This is a genomic window from Spirosoma flavum, from assembly GCF_042686045.1.
In the GTDB taxonomy this organism is placed as follows: Bacteria; Bacteroidota; Bacteroidia; order Cytophagales; family Spirosomataceae; genus Spirosoma; species Spirosoma flavum.
This window is the reverse complement of record NZ_JBHUOM010000023.1, coordinates 168,484-189,967: the sequence shown is the minus strand read 5'-3', so window position 1 is coordinate 189,967 and position 21,484 is coordinate 168,484. Positions and strand designations below refer to the sequence as shown.

The following is a 21,484-nucleotide window of genomic DNA, read 5'->3' as shown; positions in this document are numbered from 1 at the left end:
TAACCAAATTGATGCATACAAGTAAATTGCCGAAAAGAGTACTAATTCAGTACGTCGGCTGGTAGTTGAACTCTGCTTGAACTACTGAATCAGCCGGACTGCTTACCTCTTTTGCAGGAATTGTATTCAACTATTTAAAACGAATAGGCTATCTGCGCCAACAGACTTAGCTCGTAGGAAGGATTATATGTGCTGGTTCCGCCCAATTGTCCCAAATTATACGTCCAAATTGGTTGGGCCATCAGCGTATAACGTCGATTGAGTTTGTACTGCATTCCAGCCCCAACTAGGACATGGAAAATTGGACGGCTACTGTTTTCAAGTCGCAGATATTGCGTTGATTGCCCACTCCGGGTAACAATTACCCGAGCTGCTATGGGAATGTCGGTTAGAACGCCAAATGAAAAATAGGGCGATAATCGTTTGGTCGATAAAACGTAGTTTAATAGCACGGGAATGCGAATTACCCGTTTGCGGAGCGTAATTGTCCCCTCGCCCGCAACCGCTTGACGGGCTTGCCGCGTGGTCAGTTGTTGATACCAGATGCCCGACGAGACCGACCAGCCCGGTGCGTAAGTATACCACAGCGACAAACCAGCCGAATAACCCGACGCCCACCGGTTTCCATTCAAATAAACTGGCTCCACAATCTGACCATCGCTATCAGGATATAGAAAACGAGTCGTATAATGTGTGTCCGAAAGGGTAGGAGTAACCGTTGCCAAAATCGACAGTTTTTGCTGTCCGAACAACAGAGCAGTTGGGAACCACAAAAGGGCAAGCAGAAGACGTAGATTCGTGTTCATAACGAAGATGCCATTTTTGGGATGGTCGATTAAAGATAAGCGCACAACCGAACAGTGGAGTAACTTAGCCCGAAAATTACCAATTCGATACCCTCCGCTCATGCTCTTTTTAAGCCTCAGCATTTTACTCTCAGTGCTCTTGCTGCTGAATTTCCGTTTGTTTCCACGTTATGAAGTCAATACATTTCAGGCAATTGTATTCAACTACCCGGTTTGCTTTCTGACGGGGCTGCTGTTATTGCCTGCCGGACAATCGTTTACAATCGACTTTTCTCAGACCTGGACGTGGCTTTCTTTGGGGCTTGGCGTGGGATTTATTCTGACGTTTCTGCTGTCGGGGGCGTCCACGCAGCGCATGGGCATCACGGTTACGTCGCTGGCCAACAATTTGTCGCTGGTAATTCCGGTCTGTTTTAGCCTGTTTGTCTTTCGTACGGGTGGAGGAACGTCTGGTTTCGATACGTTCAACTATTTGGGTTTAGTACTCGCGGTGGTAGCCGTGGGTCTGAGTACGTACAAGAAAGAGCCAGCCGCATCAAATCAAAGTGATTCTCCGACCTTGAAACCATCCCGATTAGGTATAAATGTCCTTTTACCGATTGGCGTATTTTTGCTGTATGGCGCAACAAATACCATGATCAATTACATGAATCTGCACTACATTCCGTCAACTGACAAAACTATTCAGGTTACGTTGACAATGGTTTTGGGAGCCGTCGTGGCCGGATTAGTAATGCTGATTGTGCGAATAATTCAGGGTAAGGAAACAATTCAAGCCAAAAGCCTGATAGGGGCCGTGACGCTCGGCGTACCGAATTTTCTAAGCTTCTACACATTGTTGCTGGCGCTATCGGCCTTTGGCAGTAACGGTGCTTTTGTGTATCCGCTTTACAACATTGGTGTGATTCTGCTGGCTGCGCTGCTGGCAACTCTATTTTTCCGAGAGCAACTGTCTACTGCTAACAAGATAGGCCTGGGATTAGCCGTGTTGGCTATTGGCCTGATTTCGTGGCAGGAGTTGGCAAAAGCAGTTTGAGTACGTTCAAAAGTAAAAAAAAGGTAAGTCCGTACTTTAACTTAAAGATTGCCTTCCTTGGCCTAAACAATGAACCGTGATGAATAGAGAGAATACCGTTCGCTACACTGTTGCTTTCTCTATGCTAATTGTCTTTCTGCTGGCTATGGCTGGTTGCACCACGAAAAAGCAGGAGGATAAGCCACCAACCCGCCGGAATGCCGTACCACCCAATATCATCTTTATTTTCTCGGACGATCATGCCTACCAAGCCATTAGCGCTTATGGAAGTAAGTTGGCGAAAACACCGAATATAGACCGTATAGCCAACGAAGGAGCTATTTTGCATACCAATGTAGTAACCAATTCTATTTGTGGACCGAGCCGGGCCACTTTACTCACCGGAAAATATAGCCACCTGAACGGCTATAAAGTCAATGAAAAGGTATTTGACATAAATCAGCCGGTATTCTCCGAAGAGCTACAGAAAAACGGGTATCAAACGGCTTGGATTGGTAAAATGCATCTTGGTAGTTTGCCCAACGGATTCGATTACCTGAACGTTCTGCCTGGTCAGGGGCAGTATTACAACCCGGATTTTGTCAATTCAAAACGCGATACAGTTCGGTATCCCGGCTACGTGACCAACGTTGTTACGAAACTTTCGCTGGACTGGCTCAACCAGCGCGATGCAACAAAACCGTTTTTTCTGGTAGTGGGCCATAAAGCAACTCACCGCGAATGGTTGCCCGATTTGCCTGATTTGGGTGCTTACGATACGGCTAATTTTCCGCTGCCTGCTACGTTTTATGACGACTATACCGGTCGTGAAGCCGCTAAGAATCAGGATATGACCATCGATAAAACGATGCGGCTAAAAGAGGATTTAAAAGTACACGCCGACTACGAGAAAAGCGATATTTATAACCGCTTTACGCCCGAACAGAAAAAGCCTTTTTACAATTATTACGAAAATAAAATAAGTAAAGAGTTTGATGCTAAAAAGCTAACAGGCAAAGCCTTAATCGAGTGGAAATATCAACGGTATCTGAAGGATTATCTGGCAACGGCTCGTTCTCTTGATCGCAATATTGGTGCGTTACTGGACCATCTGGATAAAACGGGTCTGGCTAAAAATACAGTCGTTATTTATGCCTCCGATCAGGGGTTTTATTTGGGCGAACACGGCTGGTTTGATAAGCGATTTATTTACGAAGAATCCCTAAAAACACCTTTCGTTATTCGTTATCCGGGCGTGATCAAACCCGGTACTCAGGTCAATGACCTAATTTCTAACATCGACTGGGCACCAACTCTGTTGAATCTGACCGGAACTGCCATTCCGAAAGACATTCAAGGTGAGTCGTTTCTTCCGTTGCTAAAAGGCGAAAAAACACCTTGGCGCAAAGAAGCCTATTATCATTACTACGAATTCCCGAAACCGCACCACGTTTACCCGCATTTTGGTATACGTACGGATCAATATAAATTGGTTCGTTTCTATGGACCGAAAGATTTCTGGGAGGTGTATGACCTCAAAAAAGATCCGCACGAATTACATAATCTGTATGGCACAAAAGGCTACGAAGCCATAACTGCCAACCTGAAAATAAAGCTGAAGGAACAGATACGGAAATACAAGGATGATGAGGCCGGAAAAATTTTGGAAAGTAAGATTTAACATAGGTAACGCCTTATTGCTCTTCGCCTTTTCTGTTGCATTGGTGGGCTGTAACTCGGCCAATCAATCAACGAACGAACAGGCGCAAGCAGCTGATACTGGTGCTTACTGTGTTGCAAAAGGTATGCCTTCACGCGTAATGGCTGTTCGTCAGGCAGCTTCCGGTAGCAAATCAGGAGCGACTGGTAGCGACAAAATGGTTTTGATTCCGGGTGGTACGTTTCAGATGGGAGCCGATGAATTTCCTGATGCCCGGCCACTGCATTCGGTTACGGTTAATGGTTTCTGGATGGACGAGCATGAGGTTACCAATGCTGAATTTGCCCGTTTTGTGGCTGCCACTAAGTACGTAACGGTAGCTGAACGCCCGTTAAATCCAAATGATTATCCGGGTGTTCCAGCCGAACAATTAGTGCCCGGTTCAGCGGTGTTTACGCCACCAACTCAAAAGGTCTCGCTGGCCAATCCGTTGCAGTGGTGGGAGTACGTGAAAGGGGCTAGTTGGCAGCATCCCAACGGTCCGAAAAGTAGTATCAACGGCCATGAGAACGAGCCCGTCATCCACGTTAGTTACGACGATGCCGCGGCTTATGCGAAATGGGCCGGAAAACGCCTGCCGACGGAGGCCGAATGGGAGTTTGCCGCACAGGGTGGAAAAGGCAACCGGACTTATTATTGGGGCGGTGAATTGAAACCAGCCGGCAAATGGATTGCCAATATTTACCAAGGCGATTTCCCCGCTCATAACACGACCGAAGATGGCTTTGTTGGAGCGGCTCCCGTCAAATCATTTCCGGCAAATCCGTATGGGTTATACGATATGGACGGTAACGTGTGGGAGTGGTGCCAGGATTTGTACCGACCTGATTACTATATGAAATCACCTGAAAATGATCCGCAAGGACCGGCTGATAGTTACGACCCCGACGAACCGGGAGCCGTGAAGCGCGTGCAACGGGGCGGCTCGTTTTTGTGCAGTGACCAGTATTGTATCCGGTATAAAGCGGGAAGTCGCGGAAAAGGAGAGGTAAGCAGCGGAAGTAATAACCTCGGTTTTCGTTGTGTTCGGGATAAATAAAAAACGATATTATATCAGGCAGATGGTGACTTATACCTTCAAAACTGACCCTGTAGTTTACCCGCCGATTTCCCGCCAAAATTTTGTATCTTTGTCGTTCAATCTGAACAGAAAATCACGTCATGGTATCGGTACAAAACGTCTCACTTCGCTATGGTAAGCGGGTTCTTTTCGACGACGTAACTATAAAATTTACATCTGGCAACTGTTACGGCGTTATTGGCGCTAACGGGGCGGGTAAATCAACGTTTTTGAAAATTATGTCGGGCGAGATCGAGCCACAAACGGGCTCGGTAATTATGACACCCGGCGAACGGATGTCGGTGCTCAATCAGAATCAGTCGTCATACGATGAATATTCGGTCTTGCAAACGGTTATTATGGGCAATAAACGCCTGTATGATATCATGCAGGAGAAAGACGTAATCTACGCCAAAACGGATTTTACCGATGCCGACGGTGAAAAAGCCGCCGAACTTGAATCGGAATTTGCTGAGATGAACGGCTGGGATGCTGAATCTGACGCAGCCAGTTTGTTGTCTGGTTTAGGTATTAAAGAAGACTTACATTATTCATTGATGAGTGACATTAATGGTTCCGAAAAGGTGCGGGTCTTGCTGGCTCAGGCTCTATTCGGTAGTCCTGATGTGTTGCTGCTTGATGAACCGACCAACAATCTTGATGTAGAATCGGTAAGCTGGCTCGAAAACTTCCTGGCTAATTTCAACAACACCGTCATCGTAGTATCCCACGATCGACACTTTTTGGATCAGGTTTGTACGCAGATCGTTGACGTTGATTTCAGCAAGGTAAAACTCTTCACCGGTAACTATTCGTTCTGGTATGAGTCGAGCCAACTGGCATTGAAACAACGTCAGGATCAGAACAAGAAGACGGAAGATAAGCGCAAGGAACTCGAAGAATTCATTCGTCGATTCTCAGCCAACGCGTCGAAATCCAAGCAGGCTACGAGCCGTGGCAAGTTGCTCGAAAAACTTACCCTTGAGGATATTCAGCCGTCATCGAGGAAATATCCTTATGTAAATTTCAAAGCTGAACGTGAACCCGGCGACCAAATCCTGACTGTCGAAAATCTGACGTATACGGCAGAAGACGGCACGAAACTATTTGAAAATCTGTCGTTTACGGTAAATAAACAGGATAAGATTTTCTTGTTTAGCCGCGATGGACTGGCCGTTTCTGCCTTATTAGACATTCTGGCAGGCGAGCGCAAAGCTGATTCGGGTACGTTCCGTTGGGGTATCACGATTACAAGTGCGTACTTCCCAACGGATGCTGAAAAAGAAAAATTTTTCCAGACCGATCTCAGTTTAGTCGATTGGTTACGACAGTATTCGGTTGAGAAAGACGAAAGCTTTATTCGGGGCTTTTTGGGCCGTATGCTGTTCTCGGGCGAAGAGTCGCTGAAGAAGGCAACGGTATTGAGCGGGGGCGAAAAAGTGCGTTGCATGCTATCGAGAATGATGCTTTCGGGTGCCAATACCCTGATGCTCGATGAACCAACGAACCACCTTGACCTTGAATCTATTGAGTCGCTGAATAATGGTCTTATTGATTTTAAAGGTCCGATTCTCTTTACATCGCATGATCACCAGTTTGTGCAGACCGTTGCCAGTCGCATTATCGAAATCACGCCGGTAGGCATCCTCGACAAGCTGATGACCTATGACGAATACCTCGCTGACGATCGTGTGAAGGCGCAACGCGAAGAATTATATGGAGCAATGGCTTAGAAATTAATTTGTTATACTAGTCAAAAAAGCCGCGCCAGTAGAAACTGAGCGCGGCTTTTTTTAGTACGTATTGTCAACTGTTGACCCGGATAATCTTACCCAAAACAGTATCTTAGAATCGTTTATTTATCATCATCGTCATCATCCTCTTCGGCACCGGCTAATTCAACAGGATACCGTTTTTTACCTTTAGTGGTAAACCATAAAATTCGATTCAGCAGGTCATCGTGGCCTCGGTCAATTTGGTGAAAACCATATCGAATAGACTGATTGGTAAAACGTAGAGAAGCTCCCTTCAAACCTGTTGGGGCTACGTTCATTTCCGTCAGGTCAACGCGATTAGGTAAGGCTTTGTAGGCAAATGATAAATCTGGGGTGGACGTAAAACAGTCGAACATGGGCAGGGCTGTGGCATCAATAACATTCATTGGTGGCAGACCCAGAATCTGTTCCATTGTCCGAACGATGCAGGTTTGATTATAATTCGTGTGAATAGTTTTTTGCAGGCGCGAGTAAGGGCTAATAATAAATCCGGTGGTCCGGTAGGCCGATACATGATCCCACCCCGCCTGCGAATCGTCTTCCGTAATAAAAATAACTGTCGAAGCAGCAAATCGGCTGTGTGTAATCGCATCGACGATACGCCCTACGGCTAAGTCATTATCGGCAACCATAGCGCTGGGTATTGGAAAGTTCGGGTTCATTCCGGCGGTATGATCATTAGGTAACGACATAACCATCAGGTTCGGTAAGTCGGCGTTCGGGTTGACGGCTGTTTCGTTTAATTCTTTGATGAACGCATCCGCGCGCATCTGGTCGCTAACGGTTTCATCATCACAACCTGGAAAATTCATAGAAAGCAAGGGCCTTACCCGCGAAATAGTTGTGGTATTGGTGAATGAAAAAGGCTTGCTTTCCTGCTGAAGCTGATACAATTTTTTCCAGTTATACTGTTTATTGTCGAAGGTACAGGAGCAGGCTTCTCCATACATGCGAACCGTCTTTCCATGATCGAGAGCGTTGTTCCAGATCAGCCCTTTTTTATCGTACACCATCGCATCATATAAGACGTGCGGGTAACTTCGGAACCAGGCCCGCACGCTTTTCTCCGTATAATCAGTGACAATAGCCGCGCTTGCCCAGTGGTGCCCTTCTGCCGACGACTTGCCGGATACATGGTAATTATCTAACAGCAAATAGTCCTGAGCAATCCGGTGCTGGTTGGGTGTTATGCTATCGCCAAATATGCACAATGAGGGCATTCCATTACCCTGCGGCATATCGCCCAGCACTTGGTCGTAGGTGCGATTTTCTTTGATAATATACAATACATGTTTAAAGACCGATGGTTCACCAATGCGTTCCGGTACGGGTTTAGGCACCATATTGGGCCGGGGTATAAGCTCCGTCAAAGCTAACCGAAATTGAAGGCTTTGTTTTTTTACTTTTTCCGTAAACGCTGCTAATTCAGACTCATTTGGTACGGGGATGAAGGAGATAGAGGCCAGTTGTTTATGCGAATTATACGCTTTCAGTGTGCCTTGAGACGGATTTTTGCCCTGTCCGCCCTGGTCAACCGGATTCGCTATCCGTGCACCAACAGCTTCTAAGTTTGTTACATAGAGTTCGCTGTTATGAAGCACAATACCCGACGGATATGCCTGAGTCGGAATGTATCCTTTGATGACATGGCTACCCGTATTGATCGTCGATCCTTTGCTTCCTAACTCAACAACACAGATTGCGTTGTCCATTCCATTCGCTACGTAGAGCGTAGTTCCCTGAGGATTAATGGCTAAAGCATTTGGCGTGCTGCCGATATAGCCGTTGCCTCGGTTGAATAAACCCACAAAAATGGAGTCGGTAACTTGTTGAGCCTGTACGTCAAGGACGGAAATATAATCGCTATTGCCGTTTGCTACATACAACAATCGCTGATCGGGACTACTGATAATGGCGTTCGGGTGTAGGCCAACTGGCAGTTCCCGTTCCGGTTTGCCTTGTTGTATATCAATTACAGAAACGGTGCCTCGTGCCATCGCGCCCGTTTTAGGGTCGATGTAGGCCGAACCCCAGGGCACACCGGCTGTTTCCAGTCCATCTGCGGCATTGGGAACCGGTCCGGCCCAGTTTGTAACGTAAGCTTTAGTGCCTATAAGAGTCAGACCGAACGGAGCAACTCCGGTCGGAGCTGTCCAAATCAAGTGTTTATCCGCTACCCTGACTTTAACCAATTGGTTATTTCCGTTCAAAACGGCATACAGGTATAACTCGCCCGCTTCTTCTTTCACGACAACTTCGTTGGGTAAAGCAATCGTGGCGGGAGCGACGGGCTCAAATGGAAAGGTCTGAACCAGTCGGGCGCGGGAGCCATCCCAAACCGCCTGAACCACGTATGAATTTGGCTTTCCCCGGCCACCAGCCCCCCAAAAAATATAGGTCGAATCGTGATAAACAACGGCTTTAATGCCCGAGAAAGAACTCATGCTTCCTTTGAGAGTTGAGCTTTTCGTATAGTCCCAGCGTGAAATTAGCTGACGCGTTTTAATATCAAAAAAAGCAAGGCCGAAGCGATCTTCAACGACTAACGTTTTTTTGTCAGGTAGCAGAGTTGCATCCAGACTATGATTTTCGACACTGCCATCGCCGAAACTAACAGATTGTCCGGCTGCGTCAATAATGCGATTATAGGGCATCAGAAACGGGGATTTGTCGCCCGCTAACGTACTGTCATCTGTAGTCGCTTTATATCGTGAAGAAAGGTTGTCGGGATTGCTGGTCGAAGGGCGAGACCGATGACATCCGCCCAGAATAAACAGAAGCAAAAGGTAAAAGAACCCGTAACGAATTGATGTAAAATTAATGTTCATGGTACGTAGTGGCAAGAAAGAATCAGGCTTATAAAGATAGGCGTTCTAATACCCAGCGAAAAGTAGGCATTGCAGGGTACCTGTTTGATTGGTTGGTTAAACATAACTGATGTTTCATGTCATTCAACATATCGATTGATTAAGTGATTGTGAACTCTGTTAGTCAGTTGCAAAAGCACAATGTTCCAGATAAAAAGTAGCTGATTACGACAAATCAGCTACTTTTTTAGCCAGTGAGGGTGGTTTTTAGTTGTAGTCTAAAGAACTAATTACCATCCGCTATTAACATGCATGTTTTTGATTTGATTGTTATTGGTACCGGCTCGGCTGGCGCAACTGTTGCTCAGGCTGCCCGCGAAGCTGGTAAAAAAGTTGCTATTATTGACAAATTACCCTTTGGTGGTACTTGTTCGCAACGCGGCTGCGACCCTAAAAAGGTACTGGTGGGTGTTGCTGAATTGATAGCCCGTTCAGAACAGATGAGTGGGAAAGGTATTTCCGGGTCGCCAACAATTAATTGGGCCGACTTAATGCGGTTCAAAAAAACATTTACAGATTCCGTTCCCCAAAGGACTGAAACTAAATTCGCTGATTTGAACATTCAATCCTTCCATGGTGCCGCTACGTTTTTATCAGCCAATACGGTGCGTGTTGGTGAGGAGGAATTGAAGGCCAGCCACATTGTTATTGCAACCGGACAACGGCCCAAACCGTTGGATATTCCGGGTGAGGAACTGCTCGTTGATAGTACTGGCTTCTTGGAACTTGCTGAGTTACCCAAAGAGGTTGTCATGATTGGCGGTGGCTACATTTCTTTTGAGTTTGCACACATTGCCGCCCGTGCAGGAGCAAAAGTCACAATTCTTCATCAGGGTAAACGACCATTGGAGGGATTCGATGCCGATCTGGTTGAGTTATTAGTCAAGGCAATGGAGTCTATTGGCATTCGAATTGTACTAGAGGCTAACGTAACCGCCGTTGAAGGGAAAGCAGATAAGTTGACAGTTCGTTATAGCCAACAGAGGAAAAGCCACTCTATTTCGACCAACTTAGTTATTCATGCCGCCGGGCGCGTGGCCGACGTAGCAGAACTGGACTTGGAAAAAGCTGGTGTTGAGCTTGATAAGAAAGGCGTGGTGGCCAATGAATATCTGCAAAGTGTGTCAAATCCGGCGGTCTACGCTTGTGGCGATGTGGCCGATAAAGGGCTGCCACTTACTCCGCTGGCTTCGTATGAGGGGCGTATCGTTGCTGATAATATTTTGAATGGTAATCGTCAAACGTATCAGGATAACCCCATCCCAACGGCTGTGTTTACAATCCCAACATTAGCCTCTGTCGGTTTAACAGAAGAACAGGCTAAAAAGCAGGGCCGCAAGGTAAACGTAACGTTTCAGGAAACTAGCGACTGGTATACCAGCCGACGTATTAATGAGTCGTTTGCCGCTTTTAAAACGCTGGTTGACGAAGACACAAATCAGATTGTGGGTGCGCATCTTCTTGGCTCGGGCTGCGACGAGGTCATCAATTTATTTACACTGGCGATGAAACACCACATTTCGGCCAAAGACCTGGGGGATACGCTGCTTGCCTACCCAACGCATGGATCAGATCTGAAGTCGATGCTACCAATATAGTTTCCCGCTAATTTAACGACGTATCTAAGCGCATTCGAGACTATACAACAAGAGGAACTATGGCTTAAAGCTGATCAGTAAGGTAATAGCCACTCATAATCGACCAATACAACATCTTCTTTAGGCCAGCTAGTACCTTAGCTTTGCCCCACGTAGTAGCTACCTCTTAGCCTACTCTAAAAACGTTACTATCATGAAGGCAGATCATTGTGGATTTCAGGTCAGACATATGGATAAAGCCATTACATTTTATACCGAGAAATTAGGCTTTCAGCTTGATCACCGAGCCATTAATCAAGAAGAGCAGGAAGAATATGCATTTTTATCGCTGGGTACAGCTCGCTTAGAACTCATTCAGGATTTAGTCAATGAGTATCTCATTCCAGAGGTTAAAAAACCGTTCTGTCCTCATTATTGTCTGGAAATCAGTGATATGGTAACTTCCTTAGCTGATTTAAAGGCTAAGGACATTCCAATTCTCAAAGGGCCATTGCTCATCGAAAAGGAGGAGACATGGGTTTATTTTACCGATCCCGACAATAACATACTAGAATATATTCAATGGTTCAATAAGAAGTAGGCTAGACGAGATTAGTTAAAAATGAATAATTTATCGTTGGACAAAACGAAGATTATTTCTTTCTGTCGGTAGATATTATTATTGATTCAGTTCATTTTTACCACAGCCACTCCAATTGCGTTATGAAATTAAAGCTGGAATCGGGAAAATTAGACACAAAGACTTCACTAAAAATAGCACAATATGGCTTTACCGCAGGATGTACCCTTGCGGAATATCAGCCATTGCTTCTGACCAGTTAGACTTGATTTTGCTATCCAATGTACGACTATACATCCGAGCCCCGTACATTGCTGTTAGGCGCGTTCCGACCGGACGATTGATGGCATAATTAACCCACCCTCTATTAGAGTTGATGACCAGGAAAAGTTCTTTTTCATAGCAGCGCCAAATCGCACCATTCCCATCAACAAAGCCCCAAATCGAATCCTTAGCCACTAATTTTCTCTTCGAACGGCTGTAACGCACAATAAGATATTTGCTCAAAACACCACGCGATTCAATGGCCATAATTGAGTTAGCGCTATCAGTTAGAGTCATTAGATTCAGTGTTTGTTGAATGTCCTGGCTTCGAAACAGCAGCCTCCATTGGGCATAAATTGGTTGACTAGCTAAAATAGCAAGTACCAATAATAAAGATCGTTTCGCTTTCATAATTGGCTGTGGACAATTGTTGAATTACTGGAGCCAAATGTCGAAACAGTCGCAAATAATTATATTAACAATCAATTAATTTGCATCATACTGATTAGATGGGATTAACTATTTACACCTACAAACTTATTGGACTGCGTCTTAACACATGAAGAGTCTGTCGGCTACTTCGCCAAGCAATCAGATACTAGCTCATTCATTAAACTGATCAGGAAAGATGAACCCTCTAAAATCTTTCATTAGCACCATTATTTCAATTCCCGACGATGACTTTCAACTTTTAGATAACATAACCGTAAGTCTTAGTTTAAAAAAAGGAGCCTACCTACTTGAGCAAGGACAAGTCTGCAAGCAGGTATTTTTTTTGACTAAAGGCCTTTTTAGAATGTACTACGTTGACCCAGAGGGAAACGAGATCAACTACCGCTTTGCGGTCGAGAATAATTTTATGGTTGACTTCCAGAGCTTTCTGACTCAGAAACCTTCCCGTTACTACTGGCAGGCTATGCGGGACGCGGAGGTACTGGGATTTGGTTATGAAGACATACAGCGGGCTTATAATATGTCACCCAGTTGGGACCGCTTTGGCCGCTTAATTGCCGAAAAAGTTTATCAGCAAGTCAACGAACGCATTGAAATGATGCAGTTTTTGAACCCTGAACAGCGGTATCAATACTTACTCGACACCCAACCTCAACTCTTCGACCAAGTTTCACTGTTTCATCTCTCATCTTATCTGGGTATTACGCCCGAGTCACTAAGCCGCATTCGGAAGCGGTTGAAAAAATAAGTAGTTCACTTACCTTAAGTCAACGTTTTGGGGATCGGTTGTCGCTGACCTTTGTGGTATTAAAACACAACGTTATGACAACCACGAAACAAAAGACAGCGCTAATTACCGGCGCATCAAGCGGTATCGGCTACGAGCTGGCTAAGTTATTCGCTCAAGATGGGATTAATCTAGTACTTGTGGCCAGACGAAAAAGTCTACTGGAGGAAATCGAGAAAGATTTTGAGCAACGGTACAAGATTATAGTTCACTGCGTAGAACTAGACTTGGCCTTACTGGATAGCCCTGCTCAGCTCTATCAATTCTGCCAGAAAAACAATCTTCAGGTCGATTACCTAGTCAACAACGCAGGCTATGGCGACTATGGTAAATTAGTGACCGTAGACCCGGCCTTGTATCAAAATATGCTCACACTTAATGTTTTGACAATCACTACGTTGACCAGCTTATTTGTTCGAGACATGGTGCAACGGCGCTTTGGCTACATACTAAATATTGGTTCGTTGGCCGCTTTCCAGCCAGTGCCGCAAATGGCGGTCTATGGTGCTTCTAAAACCTACGTCATGCACTTTACCGAAGCCCTACACGCTGAACTAAGGGGGACGGGTGTAAAGGCAACTGTCCTTAATCCTGGTGTCACCGAGACCGGATTTGTGGAACGAGCCAACATGGGAGGAGCTGCCTATGCACAGGGTACCCTACTAAAAGCATCTCGTGTGGCTTTAGCTGGCTACCGGGGTATGATGGCGGGTAAGCTTAATGTAGTTCCTGGCTTCTTCAATAAGCTGCTATCCATCAGCACGGGGCTTACGCCCTCACGCCGAGTCTTGCTGGCCATCTCTTCCTTTGTGATGCGTGGAAAATAAGTAGCTCATGGCTACTTCTTAACGCTTCGTAAGCCAGCAACGACAAGAAGAACAGTAATCATCAATTAATGTCCCCTATTTCATCAGCTATTGACTATGGTAAAGTTCACTATTCTCCTCCGCAAGCGTGAGAATCTAAGCCACGACGAGTTTGTTACATATCACAAAACCAAGCATGCTCCTTTGTTCAACTTCCTACCCGAAGTGCAAAAGTATGTTCGGAAGTATGTCCAATGTCATAGTTTATCTGTGACCCTACCCGGTATGCCACCACCGGCATATGACGGCATAACCGAATTATGGTTTGACGATATAACAGATATTGGGAAGGTATTTACTGCTGAGCGGTACATGGCCTTGATCCGTCCTGACGAGGGAAAGTTTTTAGATTTATCGGGCTGCGGTTTTCTGGTCTCTACCGAGACCCAACAGTTATAAGGTTGATGATCGGGGCTTATTGATTGCAGTCAAGCCCCGATCATCAACCTTCATTTAGCATAGAGCCTGAACGGCTGGAAGTTTTATAAAACTTTGACGTGACTACTGGTAGTATTTTGACCTACTTCCTGGACAAGTGTTGTAACATAAGATTAGGGGCTGTAGCCTAGTGAGGTATGCATCTTTATAGTTGCCTCTTACATTATATGATTAGTACTACCCACATCGTCAATTAAAATTGTTTCAAAATCAATCGGATTTTGTAGAGTACGATGCATAGGACACTGGTCAGCCATCTCTACTAATCGCGCCCGCTGACCATCGGTGAGCTTTCCGTTTAAGATCAACTTCAAAATGAAAAGGGACCGTTTGGTTACCGAGTCATTCGTATAGTCTACATGCGCAACTGCCGAATCGAGGGGCCAGCCTTTACGATCAGCATACATTCTCAATGTCATCACCGTACAGGCTGCCAGAGATGCTGCCAGTAACTCACCTGGACCCATACCCCGGTCCTGACCACCCATTTCCACGGGTTCATCGGCCACTATAACCTGCGAATCGGTTGAGAGGTGCGTTTCGTAGTGCGTCCGTTCTATTCTAGCAGTAACTAGAGCCATGACAGTGATTTAGGCAATATGATTGACTCCTAAGTAGTTAGCTGAACTATTAATTAGCAGCTACACAGGAAAAATTATTGACCCCACTGCGCCGGATTTTGTCGCCAGGAGGCTAAAGACTCCATTGCATCAGCCGATATATAATCGAGTGCCTGGGCTTCGATCAGTAATGCGTCATAATTACTCAGGCATACTAAAGGTATATTCTTAGTGGCGAAATTTTGATCGGCCAGCGGGAACCCGTATGTAAAAATAGCGGCCATACCCAATACCTCAGCGCCAGCCGCCTGCAAGGCATTAACTACCTTCAAGGAACTGCCACCTGTGGAAATTAAATCTTCAATAACCACTACACGTTGCCCACTCGTCAGATGCCCTTCAATTTGCTTGCCCATACCGTGTGCCTTCGGTTCAGGTCGGACGTAGCAATAAGGAATTCCCAAGAGGTCGGCAACTAACGCGCCCTGGGGAATGCCAGCCGTAGCGACACCCGCAATCACCTCAACCGACGGGTACTGTCGTCGGATGGCATCGGCTAAGGCGTTTTTGATATAGTCGCGCACTTCGGGATAAGCCAGTGTAACCCGGTTGTCGCAGTAAATGGGTGATTTCCAACCCGAACTCCATGTAAACGGCTCATTAGGCTTGAGTCGTACAGCCTGCACTTCCAGCAGATACCGAGCTACGGTTTTTTGAATAATAGATATACTCACAAGTCAATAGAAAATAACAACAGCAATAAAGAATTATTCCTTCTTCAAATGGACTTGCACGGTATCAATCCGGTTGCCGTCCATCGAAATAATGGTAAATGTAAATGGCGAAAACTCGATTATCTCGCCAACTCTGGGAACGTCTTCGTGCGTCGCCAGAATTAGTCCGCCCAGTGTATCATAGCCACCTTCAGGTATGGTCCAGCCGTAGGTTTTGTTCAGGTCGTCAATTTCATGCCGGGCACTTAATACCCAGTTCGTATCGTCAAGCTGCTGCTCTACCCAATCTTCGTTGGTGTCGTACTCGTCTTGAATCTCACCAAAAATCTGTTCGACCATGTCTTCCACACTAACTATGCCCGCCGTACCGCCAAATTCATCGACTACCAGAGCCAAACTCTTACGTTCCGACAAAAAGCGTAATAGCAAATCTTGCGCAGGCATGGTTTCAGGAACGGTGATAATGGGCGTAATAATCTCCTCAACAGTGGCTGGCTTCCTAAACAGGGCCAGCGCATGGCAGTAACCGATAACGTCGTCAATCGTATCGCGATACACGACAATTTTGGAGTGACCACTGTCCTGAAAAGCTTGCCGTAGTTCTTCAACCGTATCATCTACGGCGATAGCCGTGATTTCGGTGCGTGGTACTAAACAGTCGCGTACCCGCACATCGCGAAACTCAATAGCATTGTTAAAAATCTTCGTGTCGACCTCTACGTCTTTTTCTGTATCGGCCTTCTGGTTGAGTTGCTGGAGATAATGATTAAGGTCAGTCAGACCGAAAACCGGACGGATTTCGGGATTGCGTTTACGGAGTACGTATCGGATGAAGAACCGCGCCATCCCAACCAACACCCGAACAATAGGCGCTATAGTTTTGTAAATAATCCAGAGTGGTACAGCCAGTGCTTCCAGAAATCGGTCGGGGTGGATTAGGGCGAGGCTTTTAGGAATGTAATCGGCTAAGGGCAGAAAAATAACGGTCAGAATCAGAGTTTCGAGGATAATAAATACCGATTCATGGGCGGCCCAACTCGTCGGCACAACGACCATCAAGAGCGGATTCAGTGCCGTGACGCCTAAAACGGTATAAAGTACCAGAAAAAGCGTATTTCCCGTCAGTGTTGTACCAACAAATAGAATTGGATTTTTCAGGAAGTTAGAAACCAATTTCTCACTCAGCGGCCCCTGTTTGCTGTGAAGCTCAAAATATAATCGGTTAACTGATACATAGGCCATCTCAACTGCCGAGAAGAATCCAGCTAACACGAGGGCAAGTAAAGCACCGAATAAAAGAGCGTAGGGTTCCAAATAAGATTGTTTGTTTATGTATTGTTTGAGACTTGTGCCAGCCGACCAAAAATGATTACTTGGTGGTCAAAGGCAAAGCTCAAGCTACTTCTTTTTTTTCTTGCGGTCTTCTACCATTTGTTTGATAGTAGGCGAAACTGTCTTTTCGCGCTCGAGCCGTTTATTGCGAACATATTGAAAAGCTAATAAGAAACCCAAAAATAGCATTAACAACCAGTAACTATCGGCAAAACTGGTTCGCTGGTATTCCGCAATCCAGATAACCAAAAAGCCTGCTGCAACGGCTAGAATAAGAATTTCGGGAAGTTTCATAGAGTTTGTTCATGGTTTTCGTGAATTTCTGGCGAAGAACCACGAAAACCATGAACTCTTTAAACGGCTTTATTTCGCATCTTTCTAAACTCCTGATACCGACGAAATGTAGCAATCAGGAAGCCAATTACAACAATCAGCGTTCCTATCCAGAGCACATTGATAAGCGGTTTTTCAATGGCTTTCATCACAATATAGTCACGCTGTGTCCGGTTGACAGCGAACGTGAACTTACCCGTACGGGGGTCAATTTCGTTCAACTGGATCCGAACACCTAACTCATCGCTTACTTCGGCTGGATGGGCCACCATACGGTTTTTAATGACAAATGCCGGACTAAGAATATGTTCGCCGTTTTTGTCGAGTACCCGCACTTTAGCCCGCACCGCTGCATCGGTCGGCCCAACTTCCATACCTTCCACCTCGTTTGTCCGTGCGACATCATCAAGAATGGCGACGTAATCGTTCAGAAAAAATGTGTCTTTAATCGCAACGCTGTATGTCTCGGTTTTCTCCCACGTATTTTCGGCACTTGGGTCTGGCACCGACGACACATAGGTATACATATCTCGGTCCGACTTGTGACGGATGTCGGGTGATGCCAGTAAGCCCATCCGTTCGTTCACCTGAGCACGAGGATACAGATTAAAGATTTTTCCGTTCGGTTCTCGGTACTCAACGTCGTAATAGGTATTTTCTGGATACAGGGCTAGCGTGTCTCCTTTCTTATAATAGACCTTTCCATTCTGTACAATATCACGCTGAGCAATACCGTGGAAATCACCTTCTATTACCTCTACATCCTTACGCGGTATATAACCCGGCACTTCACGGGCTTCAATGCGCTGCCCGCGATAGGTAAGCTGGTAAGGGCCCATGTGCTCAGGCTGGTTGAGCCACAATAGTGTATTTTCTTTGTTTTGCCTATTGTTGTCTTTCGTAAATTCTTCCTGCTTCGAGATCAGAAGACCACTGTTATTGATTGAAATAACTTTCGTATAACCCGACGAATAGAGAATGCCAATGAGCATCAACGCCATGCCAATGTGAGCAATAGCCCCACCCGATAGCCGGTAGTTACCCCGGATAATACCCAGTAAAATTGTTCCGTTGGTCATCAGGGCAAAGACTGAGGCAACTAACAGAACCATGTAAACCGGATTCTTCATTTGACCGAACGCAATCAGGGCTGCACTGACGAGCAATGTCAGAATACCGGGTGTAATAAGAGCATCCCACTTTTTATTCTCCAACTTGCGCCACCACATATACTGACCGACACCAGTCACAAGGGCAATGAGCGCAAAGAACCAGATCTGAAATTTACTGTAATGTGAGACCTGATCGGCAGGAAGAGCCAGATTCGAAACTTTGCCGAATGACTCCAGAACTTTATTATAAACCGGAATAGATGTTGTGGCAATAACCTGAAATGCTGCCAAACACAGTATCGTTGCGCCAATAAATACCCAGAACTCTTTACTGTATACCGACGCTTCTTCAGTGTCGGACGGAATATATTTCCACTTGCTTGCCGCCAGTACGGTAGCCAATGTTACGAAAACCAGCAGATACAATAATAACTGTCCCGACAAGCCTAAATCGGTAAACGAGTGAACGGACGCATTCCCCAAAATGCCACTTCTCGACAGGAACGTAGAATACAGTATTAGGATAAAGGTACTGATAGTAAGTATAATAGCCATTTTCAGGCCCGTCGAACTGCGTTTGGCGATTAGCATTGTATGCAACGCAGCCACGAGCACCAACCAGGGGACATACACCGCATTTTCAACCGGATCCCAGTTCCAGTACCCTTCAAAATTGAGTGTCTCGTAAGCCCAATAGCCGCCCATCATGACCCCCACGCCCAATACCATACCGCCGATAAGTGTCCAGGGCATAGCAGGGCGAATCCATTCTAATGGTTGATTTCGCCATAGACCGGCAATGCAGTAAGCGAAAGGCACAAGGGTAAGAGCAAAGCCCAGAAATAGGGTAGGTGGGTGAATGACCATCCAGTAGTTCTGAAGCAGTGGGTTCAGGCCGTTACCGTCTTTAGGAACGAAGTTTGGGTCAGCTGTGAATATTGGTGCATCAGGCATGGCTTCTGTCAGTAACAGAAACGGCGAAGAGCCAATTTTAAATGAATCTCCGAAAATCACTCCCAGAATCATGGAGGCCAAAAACGCCTGTACTAAGGCAAAAATAGCCATCATGGGCGCTTCCCATTGTTTTCCGCTGGTGCGAATTAAAATAGCGCCCAATACTGCGTTCCAGAACAACCAGAGCAGAAATGACCCCTCCTGACCTTCCCAAAAACACGAAATCATGTATTGGACCGGTAACGCCCGCGACGAGTGACTCCAGGCGTAGTGATACTCGAAGTAATGGTTGTAAATGATGTAAAAAAGGCTTGACGCCACACCAATCACGGCTGCGCCGTGTATATAAAACGCCCACCGCGCCAGCGTTCGCCAGTCGTCTTTCTTTTCTTGTGGTTGTTGGTTAAGTTGTTGTAATGGACGTTTACGTTTAGCGACTTTGCCCCCGAAACTGGCTTCACCAGCATAAGCTAATTGAGGCTCTTCAACGGCTTCGGCTTGAACGGCATTGCCCCGACCTAGCGCCGATAAAAAATAGGCGACAGTTGCCACCAATGCTGTTACAAACGACAGGATGACGAAAAAGTGGCCGAGTTGTCCGACTGTTGTGTGAATCATTGATTGATGAGTAAATAGTTGAATGGGTAACTGAGCGAATCCAATCACTCAATCACCCAGTCGTTTTATATCTGAGCTGTTTTTGCTTCGTGTTCGGTTGTTTCCAACTTGTCGTTTTGGTATTTCGAGGGGCACTTCAGCAGAATCTTGTTGCACTGAAAATGGTCGCCCTGCATAGCACCGATTACAACAATCTGTTCCGACCGGTCAAAATCCTGCGGTTTAGGACTGTTAAAGACGACTTTCTGAGGGCGATTATCATTATCTATGAGCGTAAACTCAAAATGATTTGGGTCAATCGCTGGATTATACAGCATATCTGTAATCCGGCCCTGAGCGTCTTTTTGAACTTTGCCGACAACATGAATCAGCTTTTCGTCGCCATCCTGAGCAAGTGCGGAAGCCTGCTTAAACGTAACATAGGAACTCGCATCGCCCGCCGTGGCAACGATGATGCCAATGGCTAGAGCAATTACAACAATGCCGAAAATATGAGAGAGTTTCATTGTATTAAAGAGTGTAAGACCGGGCCGCCGGAGCGATACCGAAATTGATAGTAGATAAGTGACACCGAGTCGTCAGAGCGGCTAACCGCTACAAAACCGAGCGAAAAAACTACAAGAGTTTCACGCCCTGCTCGCTACGTTTTTGTTCCTTTATTTCTTTCTCCAACTTCCCGATTTGCCGGTCAAGGCGAATGAGGTAGATAATGATACCGGCAAAAACAACCGCAATAACGGCCACCACCACCCATATTTTGCCGTCGGCACGAAGCCTGTCGGCCATTTCGATACCATCTGCAACGGGTTGTTGCGCCATGAGGTTTTGGCTAAGCAGAAGAAAAGTAATTAAATAGGGTAAGCCAGAAGACAGTCGCATTGTGATACGAAGTAGTTATAAAAATAACGCAAAAATAAGCTGAATCATTCCGAAAACCATCTATAGAATTTATTCCTCCACAGATGCTTTCAGGCGACGCAACCGAACCCGCAGTTCGGTAATCCAAACGCCAATAAGGGTAAGCGCAATAACGCTTGGGTAAAGCACTAACCGCATCTGCCCCGTCATTTGATATTCGCCGAAAGCTGGATTGCCGCCGTTGCCAGGGTGTAATGAATCCGTCAGACGGGGTAAAATGATAATCAGCGGGATAAAAACGGCAAAGGCGAAAATATTATAAACCGATGAGATACGGGCGCGCCGTTGTTCGTCGTCAAATGAGCCGCGTAGAATCAAATAAGCGAAGTACAGCAACATACCCACGGCAACACTGTTCAGTTTCGGGTCGTTTGGCCAGGGGTCACCCCACGTATAATTAGCCCACATTGAACCGGTCAAGCAACCTAATACACCGAATAGGATGGCCGTGTTGGCAAACTCCACCGAAATCCGGTCATCATCAATTCGCCCCTTCCGCAAATACCGAACGGCATAAACTAAAGAGGCAACCAGTAAAATAATCATCGAAAACCAGAGCGGTACGTGGAAATAAACATTCCGAATACTCTCGTTCAGAATCGGTAGCCGGGGAACCGTGCCCAGCATTCCCTGAAAAATGACGTAAATGAAAATTAAGACCGCGAGGGCCTTCCACCAATTCTTTTTCATACTGTAAGGCAGGTAAAAACCCGCA

The 21,484-nt window shown here is 46.0% G+C and carries 20 protein-coding genes; 9 read left to right on the top strand and 11 right to left on the bottom strand.

Annotation, left to right across the window (positions count from 1 at the left end; translation table 11 throughout):
* Positions 1–134: 134 nt before the first annotated feature.
* Positions 135–806 carry a PorT family protein gene (locus tag ACFS25_RS21430; protein WP_381505084.1) on the bottom strand — a complete coding sequence of 224 codons (672 nt, stop codon included), beginning with the start codon at positions 804–806 and terminating at the stop codon, positions 135–137.
* A 100-nt stretch (positions 807–906) separates the two neighbouring features.
* Between ACFS25_RS21430 and ACFS25_RS21425 the strand changes: the two genes are divergently transcribed.
* The 4 genes from ACFS25_RS21425 (at position 907) to ACFS25_RS21410 (ending at position 6,334) form a co-directional block, all read left to right on the top strand.
* A complete protein-coding gene (locus ACFS25_RS21425; RefSeq protein ID WP_381507046.1) occupies positions 907–1,842 on the top strand; it encodes an EamA/RhaT family transporter in 936 nt (311 codons plus the stop codon).
* Positions 1,843–1,987: 145 nt separating this feature from the next.
* Positions 1,988–3,502 carry a sulfatase family protein gene (locus tag ACFS25_RS21420; RefSeq protein WP_381507044.1) on the top strand — a complete coding sequence of 505 codons (1,515 nt, stop codon included), beginning with the start codon at positions 1,988–1,990 and terminating at the stop codon, positions 3,500–3,502.
* 139 nt (positions 3,503–3,641) lie between these two features.
* On the top strand, positions 3,642–4,580 hold the full coding sequence (locus ACFS25_RS21415) for a formylglycine-generating enzyme family protein (RefSeq protein WP_381507042.1): 939 nt from the start codon (positions 3,642–3,644) through the stop codon (positions 4,578–4,580).
* Positions 4,581–4,702: 122 nt separating this feature from the next.
* Complete coding sequence (locus tag ACFS25_RS21410) at positions 4,703–6,334, top strand: ABC-F family ATP-binding cassette domain-containing protein (RefSeq protein ID WP_381505083.1); 1,632 nt, start codon at positions 4,703–4,705, stop codon at positions 6,332–6,334.
* Between the two features lie 122 nt (positions 6,335–6,456).
* Here the strand turns inward: ACFS25_RS21410 and ACFS25_RS21405 are convergent, their stop codons facing one another.
* Positions 6,457–9,204 (bottom strand): bifunctional YncE family protein/alkaline phosphatase family protein, encoded by a 2,748-nt coding sequence (locus ACFS25_RS21405; RefSeq protein WP_381505081.1) that lies wholly within the window; start codon positions 9,202–9,204, stop codon positions 6,457–6,459.
* A gap of 287 nt (positions 9,205–9,491) precedes the next feature.
* On the opposite strand from ACFS25_RS21405, the gene ACFS25_RS21400 reads away from it, so the two are divergent.
* Entirely contained in the window at positions 9,492–10,841 is a 1,350-nt protein-coding gene (locus tag ACFS25_RS21400; RefSeq protein ID WP_381505080.1) for a dihydrolipoyl dehydrogenase family protein, read from the top strand.
* 193 nt (positions 10,842–11,034) lie between these two features.
* Positions 11,035–11,421, top strand: coding sequence for a VOC family protein (locus tag ACFS25_RS21395; RefSeq protein ID WP_381505079.1), 387 nt, complete (start codon positions 11,035–11,037; stop codon positions 11,419–11,421).
* A gap of 189 nt (positions 11,422–11,610) precedes the next feature.
* Here ACFS25_RS21395 and ACFS25_RS21390 read toward each other — a convergent pair whose 3' ends face one another.
* The gene (locus ACFS25_RS21390; RefSeq protein WP_381505077.1) at positions 11,611–12,075 is read right to left on the bottom strand and encodes a hypothetical protein; all 465 of its coding nucleotides are present in this window, start codon (positions 12,073–12,075) and stop codon (positions 11,611–11,613) included.
* Between the two features lie 217 nt (positions 12,076–12,292).
* On the opposite strand from ACFS25_RS21390, the gene ACFS25_RS21385 reads away from it, so the two are divergent.
* The 3 genes from ACFS25_RS21385 (at position 12,293) to ACFS25_RS21375 (ending at position 14,169) form a co-directional block, all read left to right on the top strand.
* Positions 12,293–12,865 (top strand): Crp/Fnr family transcriptional regulator, encoded by a 573-nt coding sequence (locus tag ACFS25_RS21385; RefSeq protein ID WP_381505075.1) that lies wholly within the window; start codon positions 12,293–12,295, stop codon positions 12,863–12,865.
* A 74-nt stretch (positions 12,866–12,939) separates the two neighbouring features.
* Entirely contained in the window at positions 12,940–13,731 is a 792-nt protein-coding gene (locus tag ACFS25_RS21380; RefSeq protein ID WP_381505073.1) for an SDR family NAD(P)-dependent oxidoreductase, read from the top strand.
* Positions 13,732–13,827: 96 nt separating this feature from the next.
* Positions 13,828–14,169, top strand: coding sequence for an EthD domain-containing protein (locus ACFS25_RS21375; RefSeq protein WP_381505070.1), 342 nt, complete (start codon positions 13,828–13,830; stop codon positions 14,167–14,169).
* Positions 14,170–14,366: 197 nt separating this feature from the next.
* Here the strand turns inward: ACFS25_RS21375 and ACFS25_RS21370 are convergent, their stop codons facing one another.
* The 8 genes from ACFS25_RS21370 to ccsA (ACFS25_RS21335) form a co-directional block, all read right to left on the bottom strand.
* Positions 14,367–14,789: an OsmC family protein gene (locus ACFS25_RS21370; RefSeq protein ID WP_381505068.1), complete on the bottom strand. Its 423-nt coding sequence runs from the start codon at positions 14,787–14,789 to the stop codon at positions 14,367–14,369.
* A gap of 74 nt (positions 14,790–14,863) precedes the next feature.
* Positions 14,864–15,502: an orotate phosphoribosyltransferase gene (gene pyrE, locus ACFS25_RS21365; RefSeq protein WP_381505066.1), complete on the bottom strand. Its 639-nt coding sequence runs from the start codon at positions 15,500–15,502 to the stop codon at positions 14,864–14,866.
* 33 nt (positions 15,503–15,535) lie between these two features.
* On the bottom strand, positions 15,536–16,816 hold the full coding sequence (locus ACFS25_RS21360) for a hemolysin family protein (protein WP_381505064.1): 1,281 nt from the start codon (positions 16,814–16,816) through the stop codon (positions 15,536–15,538).
* Between the two features lie 84 nt (positions 16,817–16,900).
* On the bottom strand, positions 16,901–17,128 hold the full coding sequence (locus ACFS25_RS21355; RefSeq protein ID WP_381505062.1) for a hypothetical protein: 228 nt from the start codon (positions 17,126–17,128) through the stop codon (positions 16,901–16,903).
* Between the two features lie 59 nt (positions 17,129–17,187).
* Positions 17,188–19,851 (bottom strand): cytochrome c biogenesis protein CcsA, encoded by a 2,664-nt coding sequence (gene ccsA, locus ACFS25_RS21350; RefSeq protein ID WP_381505060.1) that lies wholly within the window; start codon positions 19,849–19,851, stop codon positions 17,188–17,190.
* Positions 19,852–19,916: 65 nt separating this feature from the next.
* Positions 19,917–20,357 carry a cytochrome c maturation protein CcmE domain-containing protein gene (locus ACFS25_RS21345; RefSeq protein WP_381505058.1) on the bottom strand — a complete coding sequence of 147 codons (441 nt, stop codon included), beginning with the start codon at positions 20,355–20,357 and terminating at the stop codon, positions 19,917–19,919.
* Positions 20,358–20,466: 109 nt separating this feature from the next.
* The gene (locus ACFS25_RS21340) at positions 20,467–20,730 is read right to left on the bottom strand and encodes a CcmD family protein (protein WP_381505057.1); all 264 of its coding nucleotides are present in this window, start codon (positions 20,728–20,730) and stop codon (positions 20,467–20,469) included.
* Positions 20,731–20,799: 69 nt separating this feature from the next.
* A complete protein-coding gene (gene ccsA / locus ACFS25_RS21335; protein ID WP_381505055.1) occupies positions 20,800–21,459 on the bottom strand; it encodes a cytochrome c biogenesis protein CcsA in 660 nt (219 codons plus the stop codon).
* Between the last annotated feature and the right edge of the window lie 25 nt (positions 21,460–21,484).

Excerpts from the sequence above, each read along its gene's own strand:
- ACFS25_RS21430 (WP_381505084.1), bottom strand. The coding sequence starts at position 806 with ATGAACACGAATCTACGTCTTCTGCTTGCCCTTTTGTGGTTCCCAACT.
- ACFS25_RS21425 (WP_381507046.1), top strand. The coding sequence starts at position 907 with ATGCTCTTTTTAAGCCTCAGCATTTTACTCTCAGTGCTCTTGCTGCTG.
- ACFS25_RS21420 (WP_381507044.1), top strand. The coding sequence starts at position 1,988 with ATGGCTGGTTGCACCACGAAAAAGCAGGAGGATAAGCCACCAACCCGC.
- ACFS25_RS21415 (WP_381507042.1), top strand. The coding sequence starts at position 3,642 with ATGGCTGTTCGTCAGGCAGCTTCCGGTAGCAAATCAGGAGCGACTGGT.
- ACFS25_RS21410 (WP_381505083.1), top strand. The coding sequence starts at position 4,703 with ATGGTATCGGTACAAAACGTCTCACTTCGCTATGGTAAGCGGGTTCTT.
- ACFS25_RS21405 (WP_381505081.1), bottom strand. The coding sequence starts at position 9,204 with ATGAACATTAATTTTACATCAATTCGTTACGGGTTCTTTTACCTTTTG.
- ACFS25_RS21400 (WP_381505080.1), top strand. The coding sequence starts at position 9,492 with ATGCATGTTTTTGATTTGATTGTTATTGGTACCGGCTCGGCTGGCGCA.
- ACFS25_RS21395 (WP_381505079.1), top strand. The coding sequence starts at position 11,035 with ATGAAGGCAGATCATTGTGGATTTCAGGTCAGACATATGGATAAAGCC.
- ACFS25_RS21390 (WP_381505077.1), bottom strand. The coding sequence starts at position 12,075 with ATGAAAGCGAAACGATCTTTATTATTGGTACTTGCTATTTTAGCTAGT.
- ACFS25_RS21385 (WP_381505075.1), top strand. The coding sequence starts at position 12,293 with ATGAACCCTCTAAAATCTTTCATTAGCACCATTATTTCAATTCCCGAC.
- ACFS25_RS21380 (WP_381505073.1), top strand. The coding sequence starts at position 12,940 with ATGACAACCACGAAACAAAAGACAGCGCTAATTACCGGCGCATCAAGC.
- ACFS25_RS21375 (WP_381505070.1), top strand. The coding sequence starts at position 13,828 with ATGGTAAAGTTCACTATTCTCCTCCGCAAGCGTGAGAATCTAAGCCAC.
- ACFS25_RS21370 (WP_381505068.1), bottom strand. The coding sequence starts at position 14,789 with ATGGCTCTAGTTACTGCTAGAATAGAACGGACGCACTACGAAACGCAC.
- ACFS25_RS21355 (WP_381505062.1), bottom strand. The coding sequence starts at position 17,128 with ATGAAACTTCCCGAAATTCTTATTCTAGCCGTTGCAGCAGGCTTTTTG.
- ccsA (WP_381505060.1), bottom strand. The coding sequence starts at position 19,851 with ATGATTCACACAACAGTCGGACAACTCGGCCACTTTTTCGTCATCCTG.
- ACFS25_RS21345 (WP_381505058.1), bottom strand. The coding sequence starts at position 20,357 with ATGAAACTCTCTCATATTTTCGGCATTGTTGTAATTGCTCTAGCCATT.
- ACFS25_RS21340 (WP_381505057.1), bottom strand. The coding sequence starts at position 20,730 with ATGCGACTGTCTTCTGGCTTACCCTATTTAATTACTTTTCTTCTGCTT.
- ccsA (WP_381505055.1), bottom strand. The coding sequence starts at position 21,459 with ATGAAAAAGAATTGGTGGAAGGCCCTCGCGGTCTTAATTTTCATTTAC.